This is a genomic window from bacterium, from assembly GCA_030247525.1.
Classification (GTDB): domain Bacteria; phylum Electryoneota; class JAOADG01; order JAOADG01; family JAOADG01; genus JAOTSC01.
The window spans coordinates 36,896-54,845 of sequence record JAOTSC010000002.1 but is presented as its reverse complement, the minus strand read 5'-3'; the positions used below and the strand labels follow the sequence as shown (position 1 = coordinate 54,845).

The following is a 17,950-nucleotide window of genomic DNA, read 5'->3' as shown; positions in this document are numbered from 1 at the left end:
GATATTTTTGGGGGGAAACTTGGAAGCAAATCAACCACAACCGTCGGGAGTAGACAATCGTGTGATTGTCATCTCCCGGGACATCGATGCACCGCGGGAGTTGGTGTATCAAGTATTTACCGATCCGAAGCACATCGTGAAATGGCATTACGCTACCGATGGCTGGACGGTGCCGTTTGCGGAAACCGATGTTCGTCCCGGCGGCACGTTTCGCATTGGCATGGCGTCACCGGAGAATGCCCATAGTTTTGTATATGAAGGGGTCTATCACGACATCCGGGAACCAGCGCTTCTTTACTATGTGCTTGCCGATGGCAGAGCGCTTGTTACTGCCTTTGAGGAGATTGCGGGAAAAACAAGACTCACGTTGATACTGATGTTGGAAGCAACCCATAGTGAGGAGCAACAACGCGAAGGTTGGTCGACCCTGATGCTGCACTTTGCGGAATGTGCCGAAGAATTGGCGAACGCCAGCATGAAAACCGAGCGGAAATCAGTGAGAGACCCCGGCGAATTTGCAAAACGCAGCGATGAGACAGAAGCGGAGTTTGCCGCCCGCAGCATCATCGTGACGCGAATTCTGAAAGCGCCACGGGAATTAGTCTATCGGGCATGGACCGATCCGAATCATGTCGTGAATTGGTGGGGTCCGAAAGGTTATACCGTAACCAATCGGAACATGACCGTTCGACCCGGTGGAGTGTGGCGGTTTGTTATGTATGGTCCAGCCGGCGAAACCTACGAAAATTATGTTGCGTACCGGGAAGTCGTTATGAATGAGCGATTGGTCTACTCACACAATTGCGACGAGGAAGCGGATGTCGATTTCATTGTTACGATGACGTTGGAGGATCACGGCGCCGATACCAAATTGACGATGCACTCGGTGTTCACAACCATTGAAAAGCGCGACGAAGTGGTGACACAATTCCACGCAATCGAAGGCGCGCACTCGCACTTAGATTGTTTACAAGAGTATTTGTCCCATATACAGTAATCGAATAGGACGGGGGGTGTTTCATAGCGAACACTCCCCATCCCTCTTTTAATCTATTATCGATGCGATATTTCTACATACTCAACACGATCCCGAACCAAATCTCAGAAATGCGTTACGACCATTCCTGTTTACTTTCTCGAAGAAATTGTGTTAATTTACCCGCATTATGACACAAACTTCCCTAACCAACGAACAGAATTTTTTCGCCGCACTCGATGAGCGGGTCGGATGGATTCAAGATTTCTTACTACAGGATCGCTTTCTTTCGCGATTCGCGCCCGACGATATCCGCGAGGGGGTCGCCGCGTATATCCGCTATGGCGGAAAACGGCTGCGTCCGGCAATTCTTCTCTTTTCCTGTGGCGCGGTTGGCGGCGATGAAAAACTCGCAATCCCGGCAGCCTCCGCCGTCGAAGTATTCCACACGTGGACGCTTGTTCACGACGATATTATCGACCGCGACGGGACGCGCCGTGGCGAAGATACCGTACACGAGCGATTCCGCAAAAGCATGAATATGCGTCCGCAGTACCCGCTCTCGAGTAACGAAGCGGCGCACTATGGCGTATCGATTGCAATCCTCGCCGGCGATGTGCAACATGGCTGGGGCATCTCGATGATGACCGAGTTGACGACCCGAAACGGGGTCGACCCACTTACCACGTTGCATCTCATCAACCTGCTCGATACAAGGGTGTTGAATACTCTGGTCGAGGGGGAAGTCCTCGATGTCCAATTCTCTCACCTCCCCATCGAAAAGGTCGATGAAAAGCAAATCGTTGATATGTTGTGGCGGAAAACCGGCGTGTTATACGAATTCTGTGCCCAAGCCGGCGCCTTGATTGGTCTTGGGAAGCATGAGCCGGATCATCCGTCTGTCAATGCACTCGGACGCTTTTCTTCGTTGTGTGGCATCGCCTTCCAATTGCAGGACGATATTCTTGGCATCACAGGTGATGAGAAAAAACTTGGGAAGCCGGTCGGCAGCGATTTACGGGAAGGGAAGCGGACGACGATTGCGAGCTATGCCTATCATCGAGCATCATTCGAGCAACGGAACCGGATGGATCGCGTACTCGGCAATAGTCAAGCGACCCCGGAAGATGTTCAAGCGGTCACGGAGTGGCTCATCGCCTCGGGCGGCGTGCAATATACCCTCGATTTGGCGAATGGTTATATCAAGGAAGCTCTGCCGTTGCTCAATGCGCTACCAGACACCCAGTACCGGTCACTGCTTCGAAGTTGGGCGGAGTTTTTAATTAGTAGATCATTTTAATATTACATTAAATTTATGACGCAGCCGGTAATGTTTTCAAACTGAATCGATTCTAAATCGATTGTAATCAGTTTTGGCAGTTGTCAAATCTCGGGCAAGCGAAATTCGAGAGCGCCTTCCTAATTGTTTTTTTTACCGTAGCTCAGTGATTCTTTGTATGTGTTTACGCATATCACAATAGATAGTAGCATTGTAATTTAATAATTTACATAAAGTTATTTGCAAATTACGTTGCGAAAAATCACCAAACAATGCAATAAATCGGCTACCCACTGCAATGGGACGTGAAGAATTTCTGCTGAAACTCAGCATCAATTTCGCGGGCGAGGTGCGCCTGAAATTGATGTTCTTGATCAGTTTCCCGTTCTGTAACGTAGGCAAATAATCTCGTTTCCACTTCGGATAGAGTATTCATCTGGACAATCTCACGGCGAACATGGGCGGCGTTGTACGCTCCACTCAAGAAGCCGGGGAGGTACTTCCGCATTTCGATAACAGCTTTGAACTCCCCTTTCATTGGAATCGATTCGACAATCATTCCAATGTACTGCTCCACCCGTTCGCGCAATGTCGGCGCTGGCGGTAACGGCTTCCCTTCCAACAACGCCACAGCGTCACGGAACAGCCACGGTTGCGTTATCGCCCCTCGACCAATCATCAATCCATCGCAACCGGTTTCTTCCCACCGTTGTTTAATCAACTCAGCCGACACTAAATCACCATTTCCGATGATGGGAAGCTCGCTTGCCGCTTTAGCCAATTTCACATAGTCCCAATTGGCTTTTCCGGTGTAGGCTTGTGCGCGGGTACGTGCATGAAGTGCAATGAATTGCACACCCCACGACTTAAACCACGGCATTGATTCAACCACATAGATCGTGCGCTCATCCCAACCGAGCCGCATTTTCACTGTAACTGGGGTCGATACTGCATCCACCACAGAGCAGACGACCGCTTCGAGGTTTTTGGGTGGGAGGTCAGTGGGGGCTCCAGTATGAATCTGAGAATTGTAACTGTCGGGTTTCAAGAGACCGGCGCCATCACCACGCCCGGCAATTTTCTTCACCGGGCAACCGAGATTGATATCGATGAATTCCGGCTGTACTAAGCGTTCGACCATCTTAGCCGCCCGCGCCATTTCATCGGGATTGGAGCCGTATATTTGAACGGTGAGTGGTCGCTCGGATTCTTCATACTCGAGTTTCTTGATACAGGAGGCAATTTCACGCACCAATCCGGCGGCGGCGATGAACTCCGTATACACCAGATCAGCGCCGTTCCGCTTCATGATGCGTCGGAACGGGAGGATTGTAACATCCTCCATTGGCGCGAGCGCAAGCACAGGGCGCGATTGACATTGGAACAGTTTGCGGACATTTGGATGCAGTGCATCCCAGGCGATATTCGACATGCCGTAATATAGTTGGTGAGAGAGGAAAGACACACTCGGTACGATCAGAATTCCACATGGATTACGAGGTAAGTCCAAGAATGCAGATAATGAAAAAGGAGCGCATTGCTGCGCTCCTTTCCCGATTGCACATAAGGCGAAAACTATCGCATTAAGACAATTTTCTTCTGGGTGGAGAAATCGCTGCTGGTCACCCGTACCAGATATACGCCGGTAGCAAGGCTGCTGGCGTCGAACTGGAAGCTCATGGGTTGGATACCCATTTTGCCTTGATACAGTTCTTGTACCAATTGACCAGCGGCATTGTAGACAGCTACCGTGGCTAAACCGGGATTACGCAACTGCACTTTTATCGTCGAAGTCGGATTGAATGGATTCGGGAACGCTTCCACTAAACCAAACCCACGGGGGACAACGATTTCGGTGGCGGAATTGTTGACAGTAATCACCTGCAACAATCGACGGTCACCGGAAAGGCTGACATCCGATAAACGGTAATGGTAGATGTTGCCGGGAAGTAAGTTGCGAGTATCGCGGTAGAAGTAATTCAATGCGACACTGCTGTTTCCATTCCGGCTCAAGCTTGAAATCGAAACCGTTTGAATATCTTCTTCGTTGCCATCAACCCAGCGGTCAAGGACGAAGTGGTCGTTATCGGTTTCGGTTTCGGTTCGCCAGCGTAGCTCAATACCTTCTGCCGTGGCAGTAGCAAGGAAAGAAGATAATTCAACTGGAAGTACGACACTGAATTCACCTTCATCCGCACCCAGATCCGGCGTGATCGTACGAACATCACCGTCGATGTCGTCGGCAACGGTTGCGCTAAGATCGACACCGGCATTCGATACTGGCGAATCGCTCGCGACTTGGATATGCAAGTCAGTGCCGCTGATAAACAACGGATCCGTGTAAACGCTGTTCGCGCCGTAACCAGTTCCATTCCAAGCAATTTCGTCCACCTTGTCAGTGGTACCATCGCGACCGACAAAACCGTTGGCGTTCACTACATAGATGTTGTTGTAATCGGCGGTTACTGTGCCGGCAGTACGGCAGAAGCCGTAGTGCTTCGGTGTCAGTTGGGCGGCAACGATGTTCGCGAAAATATTGTTACGAACATTGGCTGTTGCGCCACCGTTCCAGTAAGCGGCCGACGACACCAAGTTGGAGCCATTCATTAAAACGCTATTGTGATAGACGTTGGCAGTACCGGTTGCTACATAGATGCCGAAGCAACCATAACCCGGGTTCGTGTTAGTCGGCGCACCGGAAAACGTCGAGGTAGCGACGTTGCGGCTGTGCGTAATACCAGTAATCATATTGTTGTAGATATTGGCAACGTTACCGCCACCGACATTCGGAACAGCAATAATTCCAAAGGTCGAACGGAAAGAGTTGTTACCAGTGGAGGAAATCGCCGAGATTTCATTTCGCGCGATGGTGATCGTACCGCTCGATAATTCGACATGGATACCAGCGGCATCTTCGAGACCAATTGCGGCAGCTGCGCCAGCCGAAGTTGTCGTTACATTGGCAACGATGTTGTCGGTAATCGTGACGCCATTTTGGTACGCGGCGTGAATACCCTTCACATAGCTGGTACCGCTAATGTCGTTGGCTACGCCAACACCGACTTGATTTCCCATTACGACATTTCCGGTCTGAAGGAAGCCGGGAGCGGAGGTAAGACGAATACCACCAACTCCGTTATGAACGATGTTGTTGATAAACGAGTTGTTGTGATTGATGGCGCTCGCGTTGGTAGCAGAATTCGAGTTGGAGATCAAGACACGAGTTGCTGCGCTTGCTTTGTTCACCGTGACTGTGCAATTACGGATCGTGTTATTTCTTGCACCAGCACCTGCTGCGGCAGTGTTGAGCATCTCGTAACCGTAAATGGCGTTTGCGGCACTGACATCGATACCATCGAATTCAACATACCTTGCGCCGAATAATCTAACCGCAGCGGATCCTACACCACTCGCCGAGGAGTTAATCGTTACGGTGCCGCTGCCCTTCACGAATTTAATCGGATTGGCGGCGGTTCCTGTCTGAGTAGTTATTATCAAAGCTGCTTCGGCATAAGTTCCCGAAGCGACAGTAAACGTAACGCCGCCAGCACCGACACCTGAAGCGTTCAAGGCTGTGATTGCAGCGGCAAAGGTTTGGTAGTTATTTCCAGCGGTCGGCGCGGCAAAATTAATCGTCTTTGCACCGGTCAATTGCCCGAATGCCAACCCGGCGAACGCTAACAGCGCAACCGCTGTAAGCAATCTCATTCTCTTCACATATCCCCCAAAAGTTAGGACTAATTCAATTACTTTATTGCTATCGATTTAGGTGTATTTCTAAAACGAAAATCTTCCCATTCGCACTTCCAATTACACTTTGTCGATTCGTGTGAATGGTAAATACTCATTCAGTAGTTATGGTTGAAAAAAGTCAGTGGTTATGGCCGAATGAAAACACAGAGACTCTCAACAAGTGATCGTTTTTGAGTATCGAGTTTTGATTCTTCCGCCCTTGAATTCCTGCTAAGCTAATCGAAGTCAACCGAAAAGCAAGTTTTCTTACTGCTTATTATAAATAGTTGATATTACATAACATTAACTACACTTATTCTCATAAACAGGGGTGGTTGTTAGTAAAATGTTAGCTTAACAAGCATACATTATCGACCACTTGCGTTGTTAGTTGTACGTAGGCATTGCCTTTGTTTCCAAATTGACGGTTTTGAGACGCTTTCAAGTGGCAGTTTGAGCAGACTGAAGCGGGATGGCGGGCTGATTTGATGAGGTATGTGCTCTAAGAGTTTCAGAATTCGGAAGTTAACACTCTGGGAGGGGAGAGGTTTGCTAAGGATGGAGTTAAACCGATATCGAATGAATAACTACCCGCCAAGATACGCTTTTCGGACTTCGACGTTGCGGGCGAGTTCATCGGCAGCGCCATTATGGGTGATAATTCCAGTTTCCAGCACATAGGCACGGTCAGCAAGCTTTAACGCTGCGTTGGCATTCTGTTCTACCAACAATAGACTGACACCGGCATCCCGCAAAGCATTGAGAGTATGAAAAATAGTTTTCGCTACGACTGGGGCAAGACCCAACGAAGGCTCGTCGAGTAGCAATAGTTCAGGATTCGCCATCAAAGCGCGGGCAATCGCTAACATTTGCTGCTCACCGCCGGAGAGGGTTCGTCCCGGCTGTTGCAACCGTTCGCGCAACAAGGGAAACAACGACAGCCCGTATTCCATCCGTTCCGCGGTTTCCTTAGGACTTTTACTTAGAAATGCGCCAGCAAGAAGATTTTCCTGTACGGTTAAATAGGGGAAAATTCTTCGCCCTTCGGGACACAACACAATCCCCTTCGCTACCCGTTCGGCAGGGGTCAGGGTCTGAATCTCTTCGTTCCGAAGCCGAACGGCACCGGTTGCGGAGACCGCGCCGGCTACCGCCTGTAACGTGGAGCTTTTTCCCGCACCGTTCGCGCCTAACAGGGCAACGATTTCCCCCTTCGCCACAGTGAATGCAATGTCCCGTACCGCAATGATGCCGCCATACATGACCGTTAAGCCGTCGACTGTCAGTAAATCGTCACTCATGAGGCAACTGCCTCCGGTGCTCCGAGGTATGCTTCAATCACCGCGGGATGTTGTACAATCGCTTCCGGAGTTCCTTCCGCAATCTTTTCCCCGTGATCGAGTACGACGATGTAATCGCACAGCGTAACCATGAGCCGCACATTATGTTCGATGACCATTACGGTGATTCCCATCGCAATAATGTCGCGAATCAAGATCGCTAATTGCTGAGCTTCCTGTGGATTCATCCCCGCTGCCGGTTCATCGAGCAGTAACAAGCGGGGTTGTGTCATGAGCGCCCGGGCGATTTCCAACCGGCGGGCAGCGCCATACGGGAGCTGTGAAGCGATTTGATGCTGTTGATCGTGGAGACTCACCTTTGTTAGAAGTTCTCGACCGCGTTGCAATAATGCCTTTTCGGATTCTCGATGCCGCCGAGTGTGACCAGCGGCGGCAAGAAAACCAGTGGGAACGGTACGGTGCCCACCGGTCAGAACATTTTCCAACACCGACATCCCGGCAAACAGACGAAGATTTTGAAAGGTTCGCGCCAAACCAGCTTCCGCCATTCGATGCGGAGGAAGCCCGGTAACTCGCTTACCGAAGATTTCGATTTCTCCGTGGTCGGCTTTCGTAATGCCGCTGATCAAATTAAACAGCGTTGTCTTCCCGGAACCGTTCGGTCCGAGAATTCCGAAAATCTGACCAGCCGGTACCTCAATCGATAGCTTTCTTACGGCATGAACACCGCCGAAGCTTTTTGAAAGTTCGCAGGTAGTAAGCGCTATCGTGTTATCGGATGGTTGTGTTAGCATGCCATTGTATGTGAATAGTGCTCTTACCGCGGTTTCATTGCCTGCAACGGATTTCCTTCGGGATCCCAGAAATTGAATAGGGTAACATCACCCGGCACCGCTTCAATTTCGGTGACTTCGATATCATTCTTGACGAGTAGGCTGTGAAAACTATCCAGATCGGTAACTTCCAGTGTTAGCACCGCGCCGATTCCGGTTTCCAACTCGTCTTCGTCATCGACCCGGTTAAGTCCAATGTTTACGCCATTATCGGAAGTGAGTTCTGCCCAACCCCCTTCATCGTCGAGACGTTTTAGTTGAAAACCAAGCAGATCACGGTAAAACGCGGTCATGCTCTCTAAATCGCTTACCCAATACCAGATGGTAGATACTTTCATTGTCACTCCTTCAAACAAAAGACACTATTCATGTGAATATCGCGTCACAATACTTGACTACAGAAGTTTGTAGTACTATTGTAGTGACTATGTTAATCGACGTTACTTCACATTGTACTTTCTAATCTTGGAAATGTACAATACGACGAATCCAGTACAAAGTCGATTCTACCTTTGTGACAACGCGCAAGTACATATTGACCAGCGGCAACCATCCAGTTTGGTTCCCGCATTACTCGTTTGCATACTCGAAATAGACCGGGATGCATTGTTGGAGTTATCTTGGAAACCGATTTGCACTATCAGTTCCCTCCCCTTATCGAACCATCTGAGTTAGCCCAGCGAGTTAAAGCGCTCGCCGGTGAAATCGTTTCGACGCTCGGAACACAACCAATCGTCGTTGTCGCTTTGTTAAAAGGGGCATTTGTTTTTGCGGCAGACCTTATCCGATCACTGTCGCAACACGGTGTTTCATCGGAGATAGAGTTTTTAATCGCTTCCAGTTATGGCGCTGGCACGTATTCGACTGGTCAGGTTACGATGCATTGGCTGGGAAAATCACCACTTACCGGGAAACGGGTGCTGCTAATCGACGACATTCTTGACACCGGTCTAACACTCTCGAAGGTGAAAGAGCAAATCCTCAAAGAGAACCCGGCTTCTTGTCATGTTGTCGTATTGCTGGATAAACCATCGCGGCGGAATGTGCCGATGACGGCGGATTTTGTCGGATTTCCCATCGACGATCACTTTGTTGTTGGCTATGGTTTGGATTATGCCGAACAACATCGAGACTTGCCATACGTTGCGATACTACCACCCGAAGCGAGGAGCTCTGGATCATGAAGACCGCTCGCATATTACTCATAGTTACCGATGATGCATTGCGAACTCAACTCAACCAAGTGTTGAGTCACCGAGCGTCGATTGTGGTTCCGAGTTCGGAGCATTCTGTTGAGGAGTGTCTAAAAGACTCTTCCTATTCGACAATCTTAATGTCTTTCGATTATGCCGAAAAGTATCGCAGGGAAATTGTCGAAACCTTTTCACCACAACAAACGTCTTGTGAACGGCTTTGTTTGTTTCAGGATTCAGAATGGCAACAATTGCTACCGCTGGTAGAAGCCGGTGTCATCAGTCGGTTGGTATCTATCAAGTGCGATATTGCCCGGATAGTGGAGGTCGTGCTACACATCTGCACTGTGCAGGAAATTCATTATCACATGGAACAAGTCCACGACGCTGAACTCGCAGAGCAAGAGGATAAAGAAGAGCTGAAGCAGCAGATAAAGACGCTGCTCACGCAAAACCGCCGGCTGCAATCGTTGGCAACCACCGACGGGTTGACAGGACTCGCAAACCGCCGCGAGTTGAATGATATCTTATCGAAAGAAGTTGCCCGTGTCATTCGGTTTGAAGAACCACTTTCGATTGTAATGTGCGATGTCGACTTCTTTAAACATTATAACGATAATTTTGGACATCCCGCAGGTGATGAAGTTCTGCGGTCGATTGCGACAATTATGCGCACTCGTTTACGAGCGAGCGATATACCGGCGCGATACGGCGGTGAGGAGTTTCTGCTCGTGCTTCCGATGACGGCAAAACATGCAGCAATTCGAGTCGCCGAGTCGTTACGGAAAATGATTCAAGAATATCAATTTGCTCACGAAGAGAAACAGCCGCAGGGCGATCTCACGATGTCGATGGGAGTCGCCACCTTCGGCGACGACGGCAGAGATGTTGAAACATTGGTTGAGGCGGCGGACAAAGCGTTATACAAAGCGAAGCAAACTGGTCGGAACCGGGTCTGTTTTCATGGCGATGAGAGCCTCGGATTGCCATTGAACGACTGATTTTCGGTTTGAACATTCATAAAAGAGGTGCGGTGACCGCACCTCTTTTTTTTACTGTAAGCGGAAGGAAATGGGAAGCGTTACCCACGCGTTTACCGGTTTATTCGCCGCTCTCGGTTGCGAGAATTGCACCGAATCGATACACGCTAATGCCGCTCGATCCAGCTCGGGATGAACGCCGCGGAGGATTTTTTTACGGGCAATCTTTCCGGTGGAATCGATGAGTAACGAAAGAAAAACCGTCCCCTGTATCTGTTTATCGCGCGCGATGTCGGGATAGTGAAACCGCTTGGCGATGGCGCTCATGCCACCAATCGGGAGCGGCGGTTGGTCGAGGTTAATGAAGGGTACTTCCTTTTCGGACAGTGAATCGGTTCTCGCAGGCATCGGGAGATTCAGTTTGCCTGCCCCGAATAACTGATCAAGCAGAGATTGGTCGGTCTCGCTGAATTCGCTAAGAATCGGATTTGCCGGGTTTTTGACGCGATTCTTGGAGGCGAGAAACTGCTTCACCATTTCCGGGGTAGTCTTCTTATCGATGGGCATTACCCAGAACGATACCACGGTTAACACACCAGCATTTTTCAATGAATCGACGATGACGCCAATTGAGGACGATTTCCCGTTTTCCACCGGAAAAAAATACTGTTTGTCCGATTTCCCGCTATCCTGCATCGACCACTGAAACTCCCCCTTTTTCGCATTGATGGCGAGCAGTTTCACCGTGACTTTTGTGCCCGATAACTTGGCGGGCAGTAGCGTTACCGGGTTTGGTAATGACGCTTCTCCTTGCAAAACTGTATCCAGCGATTGGGTGCCAAGCAGGGCGAAAGTTTTAAAATCGTAGAGTGCCGACAGCTTCTTATAATAGTATTCCGCTTCATCGATTTCGCGCACCAATTCGTCGCTGCCGATGCGTTGTGCCATCACGGGAAAGTGAATTTGACTGGAACCGCTTTGAGTGGCGAAACTGGTGACCCGGGCGGAAATGAGATACTTCGCGGGAGCGCCGATGCGCTCGCAGCCAACGCACAGCAACAAACCCAGTGCCAACAAGAGTAGTTTTATGTTTAGATGTTTCATGTTCACTCCCCTTGTTTGCCTGGTGTGTTTTCGGGAAAGAGCCAAATTGCGGTATGGTCGCCGCTGGTTACCGCTACTGCGGAATAAGCGCTGACAGCACTCAATTCCTGCGGTCGCGGTCTATGCTGGAGTAACCCTATCACGAAAAGCATTATAACAAGCGTCGAACCGACCAGAACAAACGGAACAGCACGGGAACGTTGCGGTTTGTAAGAGCGGAGGTTTCCGGTAATCGCAGCCATAACGTTGCGTTCGACCCGTTTGCCCGAAAAGGGGGGCGGGACATCGGCGCGACGCTGGTCGAGAAAATCATTCCATCGTTTCATCGGTAATACCTATTTAACGTAATCGTTTTTGCAGGGTCTGCTTCGCGCGAAACAGATGAACCCGGAACGTTGCGACCGAGCACTTCATCGACTCTGCGCATTCTTCAGGCGGATACCCTTCCACTTCGTGCAGTAGAAATGCCGCACGTTGCTGCCACGAAAGCCGATCAATCTGCGCACGGATTTTCTCTTCGCTATCGGGGTCTGCTGCCTTGCCAGTTAGCTTCGCCTCCGCCTTCTGCAACGGCATCCGCAAGAGTAGTTCCCATCGCCGCCGGCGATAAAAGCTACGGCAATTATTCAGATGAATCTGAAACAACCACGGGCGAAATGGACGACTCACATCGAATTTTGCCAAGTTGTAATATGCTTTAATAAATGTCGTTTGGGTGATGTCTTCCGCATCGTCCCAACTACCGGTAAAATGATACGCCGTTTTCAGCAGCTCGTCGCGCCATTCCCGGATGACGTTACGATACTGCTCGGAATCGCCGCCAAGAATGGCGGCGATGATGTCCGGTAGTGGTGGGATGCTGCTATCCTTTTAGAATGACGACTCGCAAAGACTTCGCGTTGTTTTTTTGCAGCGTCCAAGCGGCAAACGCTGAGTGCACTAATTGTACATCGAGTGCGAGTATCGAGCGATTACTTCACTTTGTCCTTGCAATCTAATTTAAAGGAAATTGGTATCGTAACCGATACTTCGACGGCTTCCCCCGCTTTTTTCGCCGGAATCCATTTTGTTGCGGTTATCGCCTCCACAGCCGCCGCGTCCAGCTCGTTATTCACTCCTTTTTCGATGGTCGTCTTGGTAACGGTGCCATCTTTCGCAATCACCGCGGAGACATACACCGTTCCGGTGATGCCTTCTTTGCGCGCCGCATCGGGATACTTGATTTGCTTGGCTAATGCCGCCATCCCGCCATCGGGGGTAGGCATTATGATTTCGTCAACGGCTTTCGTTACTGCGTTATCTCCAGCTGGCTCGGCTAAGCACAGAGCTTGGATAGCGACAATAAGAACCGCGACGAAGACGATTTTATAGAACGATTTCATGAGAACTCTCCTCTCGGGTGAATGGTTGGTTACTGGGAATACCCCGGCAGGGAGCGTTTTGTTTACAGAGGGGAATGTTGTTTTTACTTTGCATAAAAAACGCCCAACTTTCATTGGGCGTTCTTAGTGGCATGACCGGTTGATTAGCCTGCAGGTGTCGAAGGAAGCGTGTCTTGCGCCAATTGCTTTAGCATATGGTTTGCCATCCGCTCCGCCAGTTTGTCCAGCAACTCGGTACGGCCCTGCGCCCATTCGGACGCCACCGACTTCACTGCCGATTGGATCTCCCCTTGCGAAGTTGCTTCCCGCGGCGGTACTTCCAAGTGACGTTTTGCCCCCTGCAACGAAAGTCCATGGTCAAGGATCATCTCCTTTAACATTTCGATTCGTTGGATCACCTCGGGAGCATACCGTTTATGACCACCTTCGGTACGCGCTGCCTGTAAGTAATCGCGGAATTCCCGTTCCCACCGTGACAGGGTATTCGGGGGAACGCCGGTTAGCGCATGCACCTGTGCGGGTGTGAACCCCTCCACAGGAGCATTGTTATTGATTAGTTCCATTACTATGTCCCCGCGTTGAGACCATAGCAATGGGGAGGGCGCGAGCCCCCAACGCATCCGGTTGAACTCACCCTGCCGGTACTCTGGAAACTCCATTCCCTCAGGGCTTAGCTCTTTATCGACAACTTATTAAATAATCTTTACTTACAAGGATTGCATCAAACTTACTGCAAGCGAGTTTACAACAATTTCTCAAGTGAATTTACGATATTTCGATAAAACGAAACTCCGCCAAAAAGTCCGAGCTTTGGCGGAGTCGCTAATGATATTGAGTACAATGCTATAAACCAAACATTGTACTCGGGTTACAAGTACTATTCACCGCGCAGTTTACGAGAGGCATCGTCCAACCGCTTGCGCTCGCTTGGAGAGAGGGCGTCTTTTCCTTCACGATTGATTTTATCGAGTAGTTCATCGACTTCGCTGCGCAAGGCGTTTGTCCGTTCCCATTCGCGCTCACGCTGCGCCGCTTCCCGCTCGTAGCTTCGTTTCCGGAACCACTGTTTGATCCGGTAGCCGAAATACCGTTCGGTAGCCAACACGAAGATGGTCCCCGCAAACAAACCGCCCAAGTGTGCTTCATGGGACGTATTTCCGCCGCCGCGCCACAGTCCTAAGAATTCCATCGCAGCAAGACCAATCACCAGCCACTTCGCTTTCACGGGAATAATCATGTAGAGGTACACAATCGCATCGGGGTAGAGGATCGCATTTGCTGCTAATATGCCATAGATCGAACCGGATGCGCCGATAATCGGAACTAACGAATCGGGCGACAAGAGAGTTGCTGTCAAACCACCGACAATGCCGGAAGCAAAGAAGAAGAGCAGAAACTTTCCGGTTCCCCACCGCATCTCGAGCGTCGGTCCAAAGAAAAACAGTCCCATCGCATTCAGTAATAGATGCATGAAGCCGCCGTGCAGAAACATGTAGGTTACGAGTTGGTAAACATGTCCCCGTAAGACTAAAGCCGGAACAATACCGAACATCGACCAATCGGCGTTGAGAATCCACTCCAAACCAAAAATTCCACCCATCGCGATGAGTAGAATTTTTACCCCTTCTCCTAACGGATAGCCCATTACGACCCGCCTACTTTTAGTTCGTCAAAATCGACCTCGCCGGCAAATACCTCACGGGCAGGTCCATACATCGAAATCGTTTCCCCGTTCGATGCAACGGTAACGTAAAGAGTTCCCCCCGGTAAATGAATGGATACCGGTTTATCGGCATCGAGTTTGCCAACTTTGACCAATGCCGCCGCAGTTGCCGTCGCACCACTACCGCAAGCAAGGGTGATACCACAACCGCGTTCCCAAACCCAGAGGTTCACTTCGGTACGGTTCAACACTTCTGCGAATTCGACATTAATTTTTTCCGGGAACAGCGGATCGGTTTCGATGATGCTGCCGAATTTTTCCGCCAATGTACGTGACGTTACGCCAGTTAGTACAATAAAATGTGGGTTCCCGACATTCACCCCGATTCCCTCGAAAGAACGGTCGCCGATAGCGATCGTCGTGCGGGAGTCGCCAATGCCTGTCATCGGAATAGAACTTCTGTCAAACTTTGCCGTCGGCATTGCTACACAGTAAATATTCTCGTCTTTGGTTTCGATTTCGACGCATTGTTCGCCGCTCGGTAAATCGACGTAAACTTGTGTTTCGGTGTGATAGCCGCGCAACCGGGCAAAGTGCGCCGTACAACGCAGTCCGTTTCCACACATCTGAGAGATACTACCATCAGCGTTCCAGTAATTCATTCGGAATTTACCAAGCGTGCCGGCAGTAAGAACAATAATGCCATCGGCGCCGACGCCGAAGTGCCGATCACAGAGTGCGACGATCCGCTCAGTCGTCAATAACGTAAGTAATTGGGTACGAGTTGACTCATTCATTCCATCGAATAGAATGAAGTCGTTACCGGTACCTTCCAGTTTCCAAAAAGGAAATCGATTCATTGGTTAGATTTCTTTGATTGATGGTTATCGAATTGTCATACAGTAGGGGCGGACGCCCTGTCCGCCCTCTTAACTTGGCGTATGCCATACGCCGCTACAACGCTTTCACAGGATTGGTGAGCGAGCCGATTCCATTGATCGACACTTCCACAATATCCCCATTCGATAACGGCGATACTCCTTCGGGGGTTCCCGTTAACAAAACGTCACCCGGTTCCAAGGTGATATGTTGTGATACGTAATGTAACAATGTACCTACCGAAAAGATAAAGTCACGGGTATTACCATCTTGCTTGATCTCACCATTGACTCGACAACGGACATCCACCGCCGACGCATCATAGGAGTCGGCAGTAACAATGCAGGGGCCGATGGGACAGAACGTATCGTAATTCTTGCCGCGGGTCCACGGCTGTCCCTTTGCCGCTGCCGCTTTCTGGATATCGCGGGCAGTGACATCGTTGGCGCAAGTATATCCAAAGACCGCCGCCAATGCCTCATCGAGTAATTTCGGCTTCGACAATCGCTTTCCAAGAACAACGGCAAGTTCACCTTCATGATCGACCCGATTCGATTCCGGTGGCAAAACAATCGGTTCACCCGGCGCGATTACGCAGCTTGCTAATTTCGCAAAGTACATCGGTTCGGTCGGCAGTTCGTTGCCAAGTTCGCGGGCATGAGCGCCATAGTTGCGGCCAATCGCAATCATCTTTGCCCCTTTTGCAAATGGCGCCAATAGCTTTACCCGGTCAAGCTCATAGGTGGTAACCCCTTGCGATTGCGACAACTCATAAGCAGCCTGCAACGTGTCGAAGTTTGCATAGGTGGGTGCGTCAAAGAAATCGGCGAAATCGAAAACCGGCAATACCGGCCAATCGCGCTGCTTTGCCAATGCGACAAACAGATCGCGCAAATCGTAAACGAGATTATCGTGGAGAATGCCGATCCGACGTTGGTGTCCGTCGAGCGAGAATGCGATAAGTTTCATGGTAAGATCCGAAATAGGATTGATTGTTTTATCGAAGAACTACTTCATCCGAAAACAGGTTATCGTGTTTTCAAACAACTGCTGTTGTAAAACAGCGGGTTCGATTCCCAGTGCATTTGCTAAAAAGAGTCCGGTATGGGCAACATAGGACGGCTCGTTACGGTCGCGTTTCGGAAACGGTTTCGGAACCAGCCAAGGTGAATCGGTCTCGATTAAAATACGTTCCGTCGGAATCGCTTTGGCTACGGCAAGCAAAGGCGAATTCTCATAGGTTACATTCCCGGCAAAGCTAACATAAAAACCAAGTGCAATAACTTTCCCGGCATACTCGGCGTCTTCGGAGAAACAGTGAAAAATACCACCATTCGTGAAATTTTCCTCCTCCAGTATACGTAGTATTTCCATACCGGCAGAACGATTATGGATAACAACCGGTTTCCCGATTTCCGTTGCCATGCGAAGCTGCCAGCGGAAACTTCGTTCCTGTGCAATTGGAGAAGAGTAATCTCGGAAGTTGTCCATCCCGATTTCCCCGATAGCGACACACTTAGGGTCACTCCATAATCTCATCAGTTCTTGTTTGCGATCCTCGGCATTTTCGCGATCAACATCATGGGGATGCACCCCGGCGCAGAAGTAAACCGATGGGTGTAACCGGGCGAGGTTACGGGCAAGGAAACTCGTAGCGATATCAATTCCCAAGGTAACAACGCGGGCGACGTCCTGCTCCCTGCACCGATTGAGCGCAAGCAGACGATCCGCTGTAAATGCGGCGTCGGTTATGTGACAATGCGTATCAATCCAACCACTCACAAGAATCCCCACAAACTCAATTCTGCAATCTACACCACGAAGTAAAATAAAAACAACCCCCATCGGAAGCGACAGGGGTTGTTCAATCAATTAGAAGCGACCGAATTACATCACCGGCGGTGGTGCAGGCGGAACTTCTTCCTTCTTCGGTGCAACCTTCTTCGGTGCAGCTTTCTTTGGTGCTACTTTTTTCGGCGCTGCTTTCTTCGGAGCAACTGCCTTCTTCGGAGCGGCTGCCTTCTTCGGTGCTGCTTTCTTCGGTGCTGCCTTCTTCGGTGCTACTTTTTTCGGTGCAGCTTTTTTCGGTGCAGCTTTCTTCGGTGCTACCGCTTTTTTCGGTGCTGCCTTCTTCGGTGCTACTTTTTTCGGTGCTGCCTTCTTCGGTGCAGCTTTCTTCGGCGCAGCCTTCTTCGGTGCTACGGCTTTTTTCGGTGCAGCTTTCTTGGGTGCTGCCTTCTTCGGTGCAACAGCCTTCTTTGCTACGGCTTTCTTCGGCGCGGCTTTTTTCGCTGCAGGTTTTTTAACTGCGGGCTTCTTGACTGCCGGCTTCTTTGCCATTTCTGCCATCGTTCACTCCCTACGAGGTTTGTCAGTTCAGTAACTAGCGACGCACCGTGTGGTGCCTCGTCCCCTTTAGCTAATCACCGTGACCGGCTCTCCTCTTCCGATCGTGGTGCCCTGCTCCGAAGCATTGTCGACGAACTGGGGAAGGTTTCGCGTACAATGATTCGGTTGTGTTTTCGGAAGCGTGAAAGCGAATTTCCCGGTTCCGGTTCGATGCAAATCCTCTTCTTCAAAGTGAAAATGTGGACGCATCCTCAACACTTCCTAACGATACTTCATCTT

At 50.1% G+C, this 17,950-nt stretch carries 19 protein-coding genes; 4 read left to right on the top strand and 15 right to left on the bottom strand.

Going from position 1 to position 17,950, the window contains the following annotated elements:
• Positions 1–19 precede the first annotated feature (19 nt).
• Together OEM52_00530 and OEM52_00525 are read left to right on the top strand one after the other, a co-directional pair.
• Positions 20–997: an SRPBCC domain-containing protein gene (locus tag OEM52_00530; GenBank protein MDK9698621.1), complete on the top strand. Its 978-nt coding sequence runs from the start codon at positions 20–22 to the stop codon at positions 995–997.
• 169 nt (positions 998–1,166) lie between these two features.
• Positions 1,167–2,276, top strand: coding sequence for a polyprenyl synthetase family protein (locus tag OEM52_00525; GenBank protein MDK9698620.1), 1,110 nt, complete (start codon positions 1,167–1,169; stop codon positions 2,274–2,276).
• 265 nt (positions 2,277–2,541) lie between these two features.
• Here OEM52_00525 and OEM52_00520 read toward each other — a convergent pair whose 3' ends face one another.
• The 5 genes from OEM52_00520 to OEM52_00500 form a co-directional block, all read right to left on the bottom strand.
• A complete protein-coding gene (locus OEM52_00520; GenBank protein MDK9698619.1) occupies positions 2,542–3,687 on the bottom strand; it encodes a tRNA-dihydrouridine synthase in 1,146 nt (381 codons plus the stop codon).
• Positions 3,688–3,830: 143 nt separating this feature from the next.
• Positions 3,831–5,963, bottom strand: a complete 2,133-nt coding sequence (locus tag OEM52_00515) for a T9SS type A sorting domain-containing protein (GenBank protein ID MDK9698618.1) — start codon at positions 5,961–5,963, stop codon at positions 3,831–3,833.
• Positions 5,964–6,574: 611 nt separating this feature from the next.
• On the bottom strand, positions 6,575–7,288 hold the full coding sequence (locus OEM52_00510; protein MDK9698617.1) for an ABC transporter ATP-binding protein: 714 nt from the start codon (positions 7,286–7,288) through the stop codon (positions 6,575–6,577).
• Positions 7,285–8,082, bottom strand: coding sequence for an ABC transporter ATP-binding protein (locus OEM52_00505; protein MDK9698616.1), 798 nt, complete (start codon positions 8,080–8,082; stop codon positions 7,285–7,287). The genes OEM52_00510 and OEM52_00505 overlap by 4 nt, the downstream gene beginning before the upstream one ends.
• Positions 8,083–8,105: 23 nt before the next feature.
• Positions 8,106–8,459, bottom strand: a complete 354-nt coding sequence (locus OEM52_00500) for a VOC family protein (protein MDK9698615.1) — start codon at positions 8,457–8,459, stop codon at positions 8,106–8,108.
• A gap of 282 nt (positions 8,460–8,741) precedes the next feature.
• On the opposite strand from OEM52_00500, the gene hpt reads away from it, so the two are divergent.
• Together hpt and OEM52_00490 are read left to right on the top strand one after the other, a co-directional pair.
• Complete coding sequence (hpt, locus tag OEM52_00495) at positions 8,742–9,305, top strand: hypoxanthine phosphoribosyltransferase (GenBank protein ID MDK9698614.1); 564 nt, start codon at positions 8,742–8,744, stop codon at positions 9,303–9,305.
• On the top strand, positions 9,302–10,315 hold the full coding sequence (locus OEM52_00490; GenBank protein MDK9698613.1) for a GGDEF domain-containing protein: 1,014 nt from the start codon (positions 9,302–9,304) through the stop codon (positions 10,313–10,315). Before hpt ends, OEM52_00490 begins: the two co-directional genes overlap by 4 nt.
• 51 nt (positions 10,316–10,366) lie before the next feature.
• On the opposite strand, the gene OEM52_00485 is transcribed toward OEM52_00490, so the two are convergent.
• From OEM52_00485 to OEM52_00440, 10 genes are all read right to left on the bottom strand, one after another.
• Positions 10,367–11,398 carry an energy transducer TonB gene (locus OEM52_00485; protein ID MDK9698612.1) on the bottom strand — a complete coding sequence of 344 codons (1,032 nt, stop codon included), beginning with the start codon at positions 11,396–11,398 and terminating at the stop codon, positions 10,367–10,369.
• A 2-nt stretch (positions 11,399–11,400) separates the two neighbouring features.
• Entirely contained in the window at positions 11,401–11,724 is a 324-nt protein-coding gene (locus tag OEM52_00480) for a hypothetical protein (GenBank protein ID MDK9698611.1), read from the bottom strand.
• Between the two features lie 13 nt (positions 11,725–11,737).
• Positions 11,738–12,166, bottom strand: a complete 429-nt coding sequence (locus tag OEM52_00475; GenBank protein ID MDK9698610.1) for an RNA polymerase sigma factor — start codon at positions 12,164–12,166, stop codon at positions 11,738–11,740.
• Positions 12,167–12,369: 203 nt separating this feature from the next.
• A complete protein-coding gene (locus tag OEM52_00470; GenBank protein MDK9698609.1) occupies positions 12,370–12,780 on the bottom strand; it encodes an energy transducer TonB in 411 nt (136 codons plus the stop codon).
• A gap of 143 nt (positions 12,781–12,923) precedes the next feature.
• Positions 12,924–13,343 (bottom strand): helix-turn-helix domain-containing protein, encoded by a 420-nt coding sequence (locus OEM52_00465; protein ID MDK9698608.1) that lies wholly within the window; start codon positions 13,341–13,343, stop codon positions 12,924–12,926.
• Between the two features lie 314 nt (positions 13,344–13,657).
• Positions 13,658–14,425, bottom strand: a complete 768-nt coding sequence (locus OEM52_00460; protein MDK9698607.1) for a rhomboid family intramembrane serine protease — start codon at positions 14,423–14,425, stop codon at positions 13,658–13,660.
• Complete coding sequence (gene dapF / locus OEM52_00455) at positions 14,425–15,303, bottom strand: diaminopimelate epimerase (protein ID MDK9698606.1); 879 nt, start codon at positions 15,301–15,303, stop codon at positions 14,425–14,427. The genes OEM52_00460 and dapF overlap by 1 nt, the downstream gene beginning before the upstream one ends.
• 94 nt (positions 15,304–15,397) lie before the next feature.
• A complete protein-coding gene (locus OEM52_00450; GenBank protein ID MDK9698605.1) occupies positions 15,398–16,291 on the bottom strand; it encodes a fumarylacetoacetate hydrolase family protein in 894 nt (297 codons plus the stop codon).
• Positions 16,292–16,330: 39 nt separating this feature from the next.
• Complete coding sequence (locus OEM52_00445) at positions 16,331–17,104, bottom strand: TatD family hydrolase (protein MDK9698604.1); 774 nt, start codon at positions 17,102–17,104, stop codon at positions 16,331–16,333.
• 105 nt (positions 17,105–17,209) lie between these two features.
• Entirely contained in the window at positions 17,210–17,671 is a 462-nt protein-coding gene (locus OEM52_00440; protein ID MDK9698603.1) for a histone H1-like repetitive region-containing protein, read from the bottom strand.
• Positions 17,672–17,950 lie beyond the last annotated feature (279 nt).

What these genes read in the sequence shown, in the direction of transcription:
- OEM52_00525 (MDK9698620.1), top strand. Translation starts at nt 1,167, where the DNA reads ATGACACAAACTTCCCTAACCAACGAACAGAATTTTTTCGCCGCACTC.
- OEM52_00520 (MDK9698619.1), bottom strand. Translation starts at nt 3,687, where the DNA reads ATGTCGAATATCGCCTGGGATGCACTGCATCCAAATGTCCGCAAACTG.
- OEM52_00515 (MDK9698618.1), bottom strand. Translation starts at nt 5,963, where the DNA reads ATGAGATTGCTTACAGCGGTTGCGCTGTTAGCGTTCGCCGGGTTGGCA.
- OEM52_00510 (MDK9698617.1), bottom strand. Translation starts at nt 7,288, where the DNA reads ATGAGTGACGATTTACTGACAGTCGACGGCTTAACGGTCATGTATGGC.
- OEM52_00505 (MDK9698616.1), bottom strand. Translation starts at nt 8,082, where the DNA reads ATGCTAACACAACCATCCGATAACACGATAGCGCTTACTACCTGCGAA.
- OEM52_00500 (MDK9698615.1), bottom strand. Translation starts at nt 8,459, where the DNA reads ATGAAAGTATCTACCATCTGGTATTGGGTAAGCGATTTAGAGAGCATG.
- OEM52_00490 (MDK9698613.1), top strand. Translation starts at nt 9,302, where the DNA reads ATGAAGACCGCTCGCATATTACTCATAGTTACCGATGATGCATTGCGA.
- OEM52_00485 (MDK9698612.1), bottom strand. Translation starts at nt 11,398, where the DNA reads ATGAAACATCTAAACATAAAACTACTCTTGTTGGCACTGGGTTTGTTG.
- OEM52_00480 (MDK9698611.1), bottom strand. Translation starts at nt 11,724, where the DNA reads ATGAAACGATGGAATGATTTTCTCGACCAGCGTCGCGCCGATGTCCCG.
- OEM52_00470 (MDK9698609.1), bottom strand. Translation starts at nt 12,780, where the DNA reads ATGAAATCGTTCTATAAAATCGTCTTCGTCGCGGTTCTTATTGTCGCT.
- OEM52_00465 (MDK9698608.1), bottom strand. Translation starts at nt 13,343, where the DNA reads ATGGAACTAATCAATAACAATGCTCCTGTGGAGGGGTTCACACCCGCA.
- OEM52_00460 (MDK9698607.1), bottom strand. Translation starts at nt 14,425, where the DNA reads ATGGGCTATCCGTTAGGAGAAGGGGTAAAAATTCTACTCATCGCGATG.
- dapF (MDK9698606.1), bottom strand. Translation starts at nt 15,303, where the DNA reads ATGAATCGATTTCCTTTTTGGAAACTGGAAGGTACCGGTAACGACTTC.
- OEM52_00450 (MDK9698605.1), bottom strand. Translation starts at nt 16,291, where the DNA reads ATGAAACTTATCGCATTCTCGCTCGACGGACACCAACGTCGGATCGGC.
- OEM52_00440 (MDK9698603.1), bottom strand. Translation starts at nt 17,671, where the DNA reads ATGGCAGAAATGGCAAAGAAGCCGGCAGTCAAGAAGCCCGCAGTTAAA.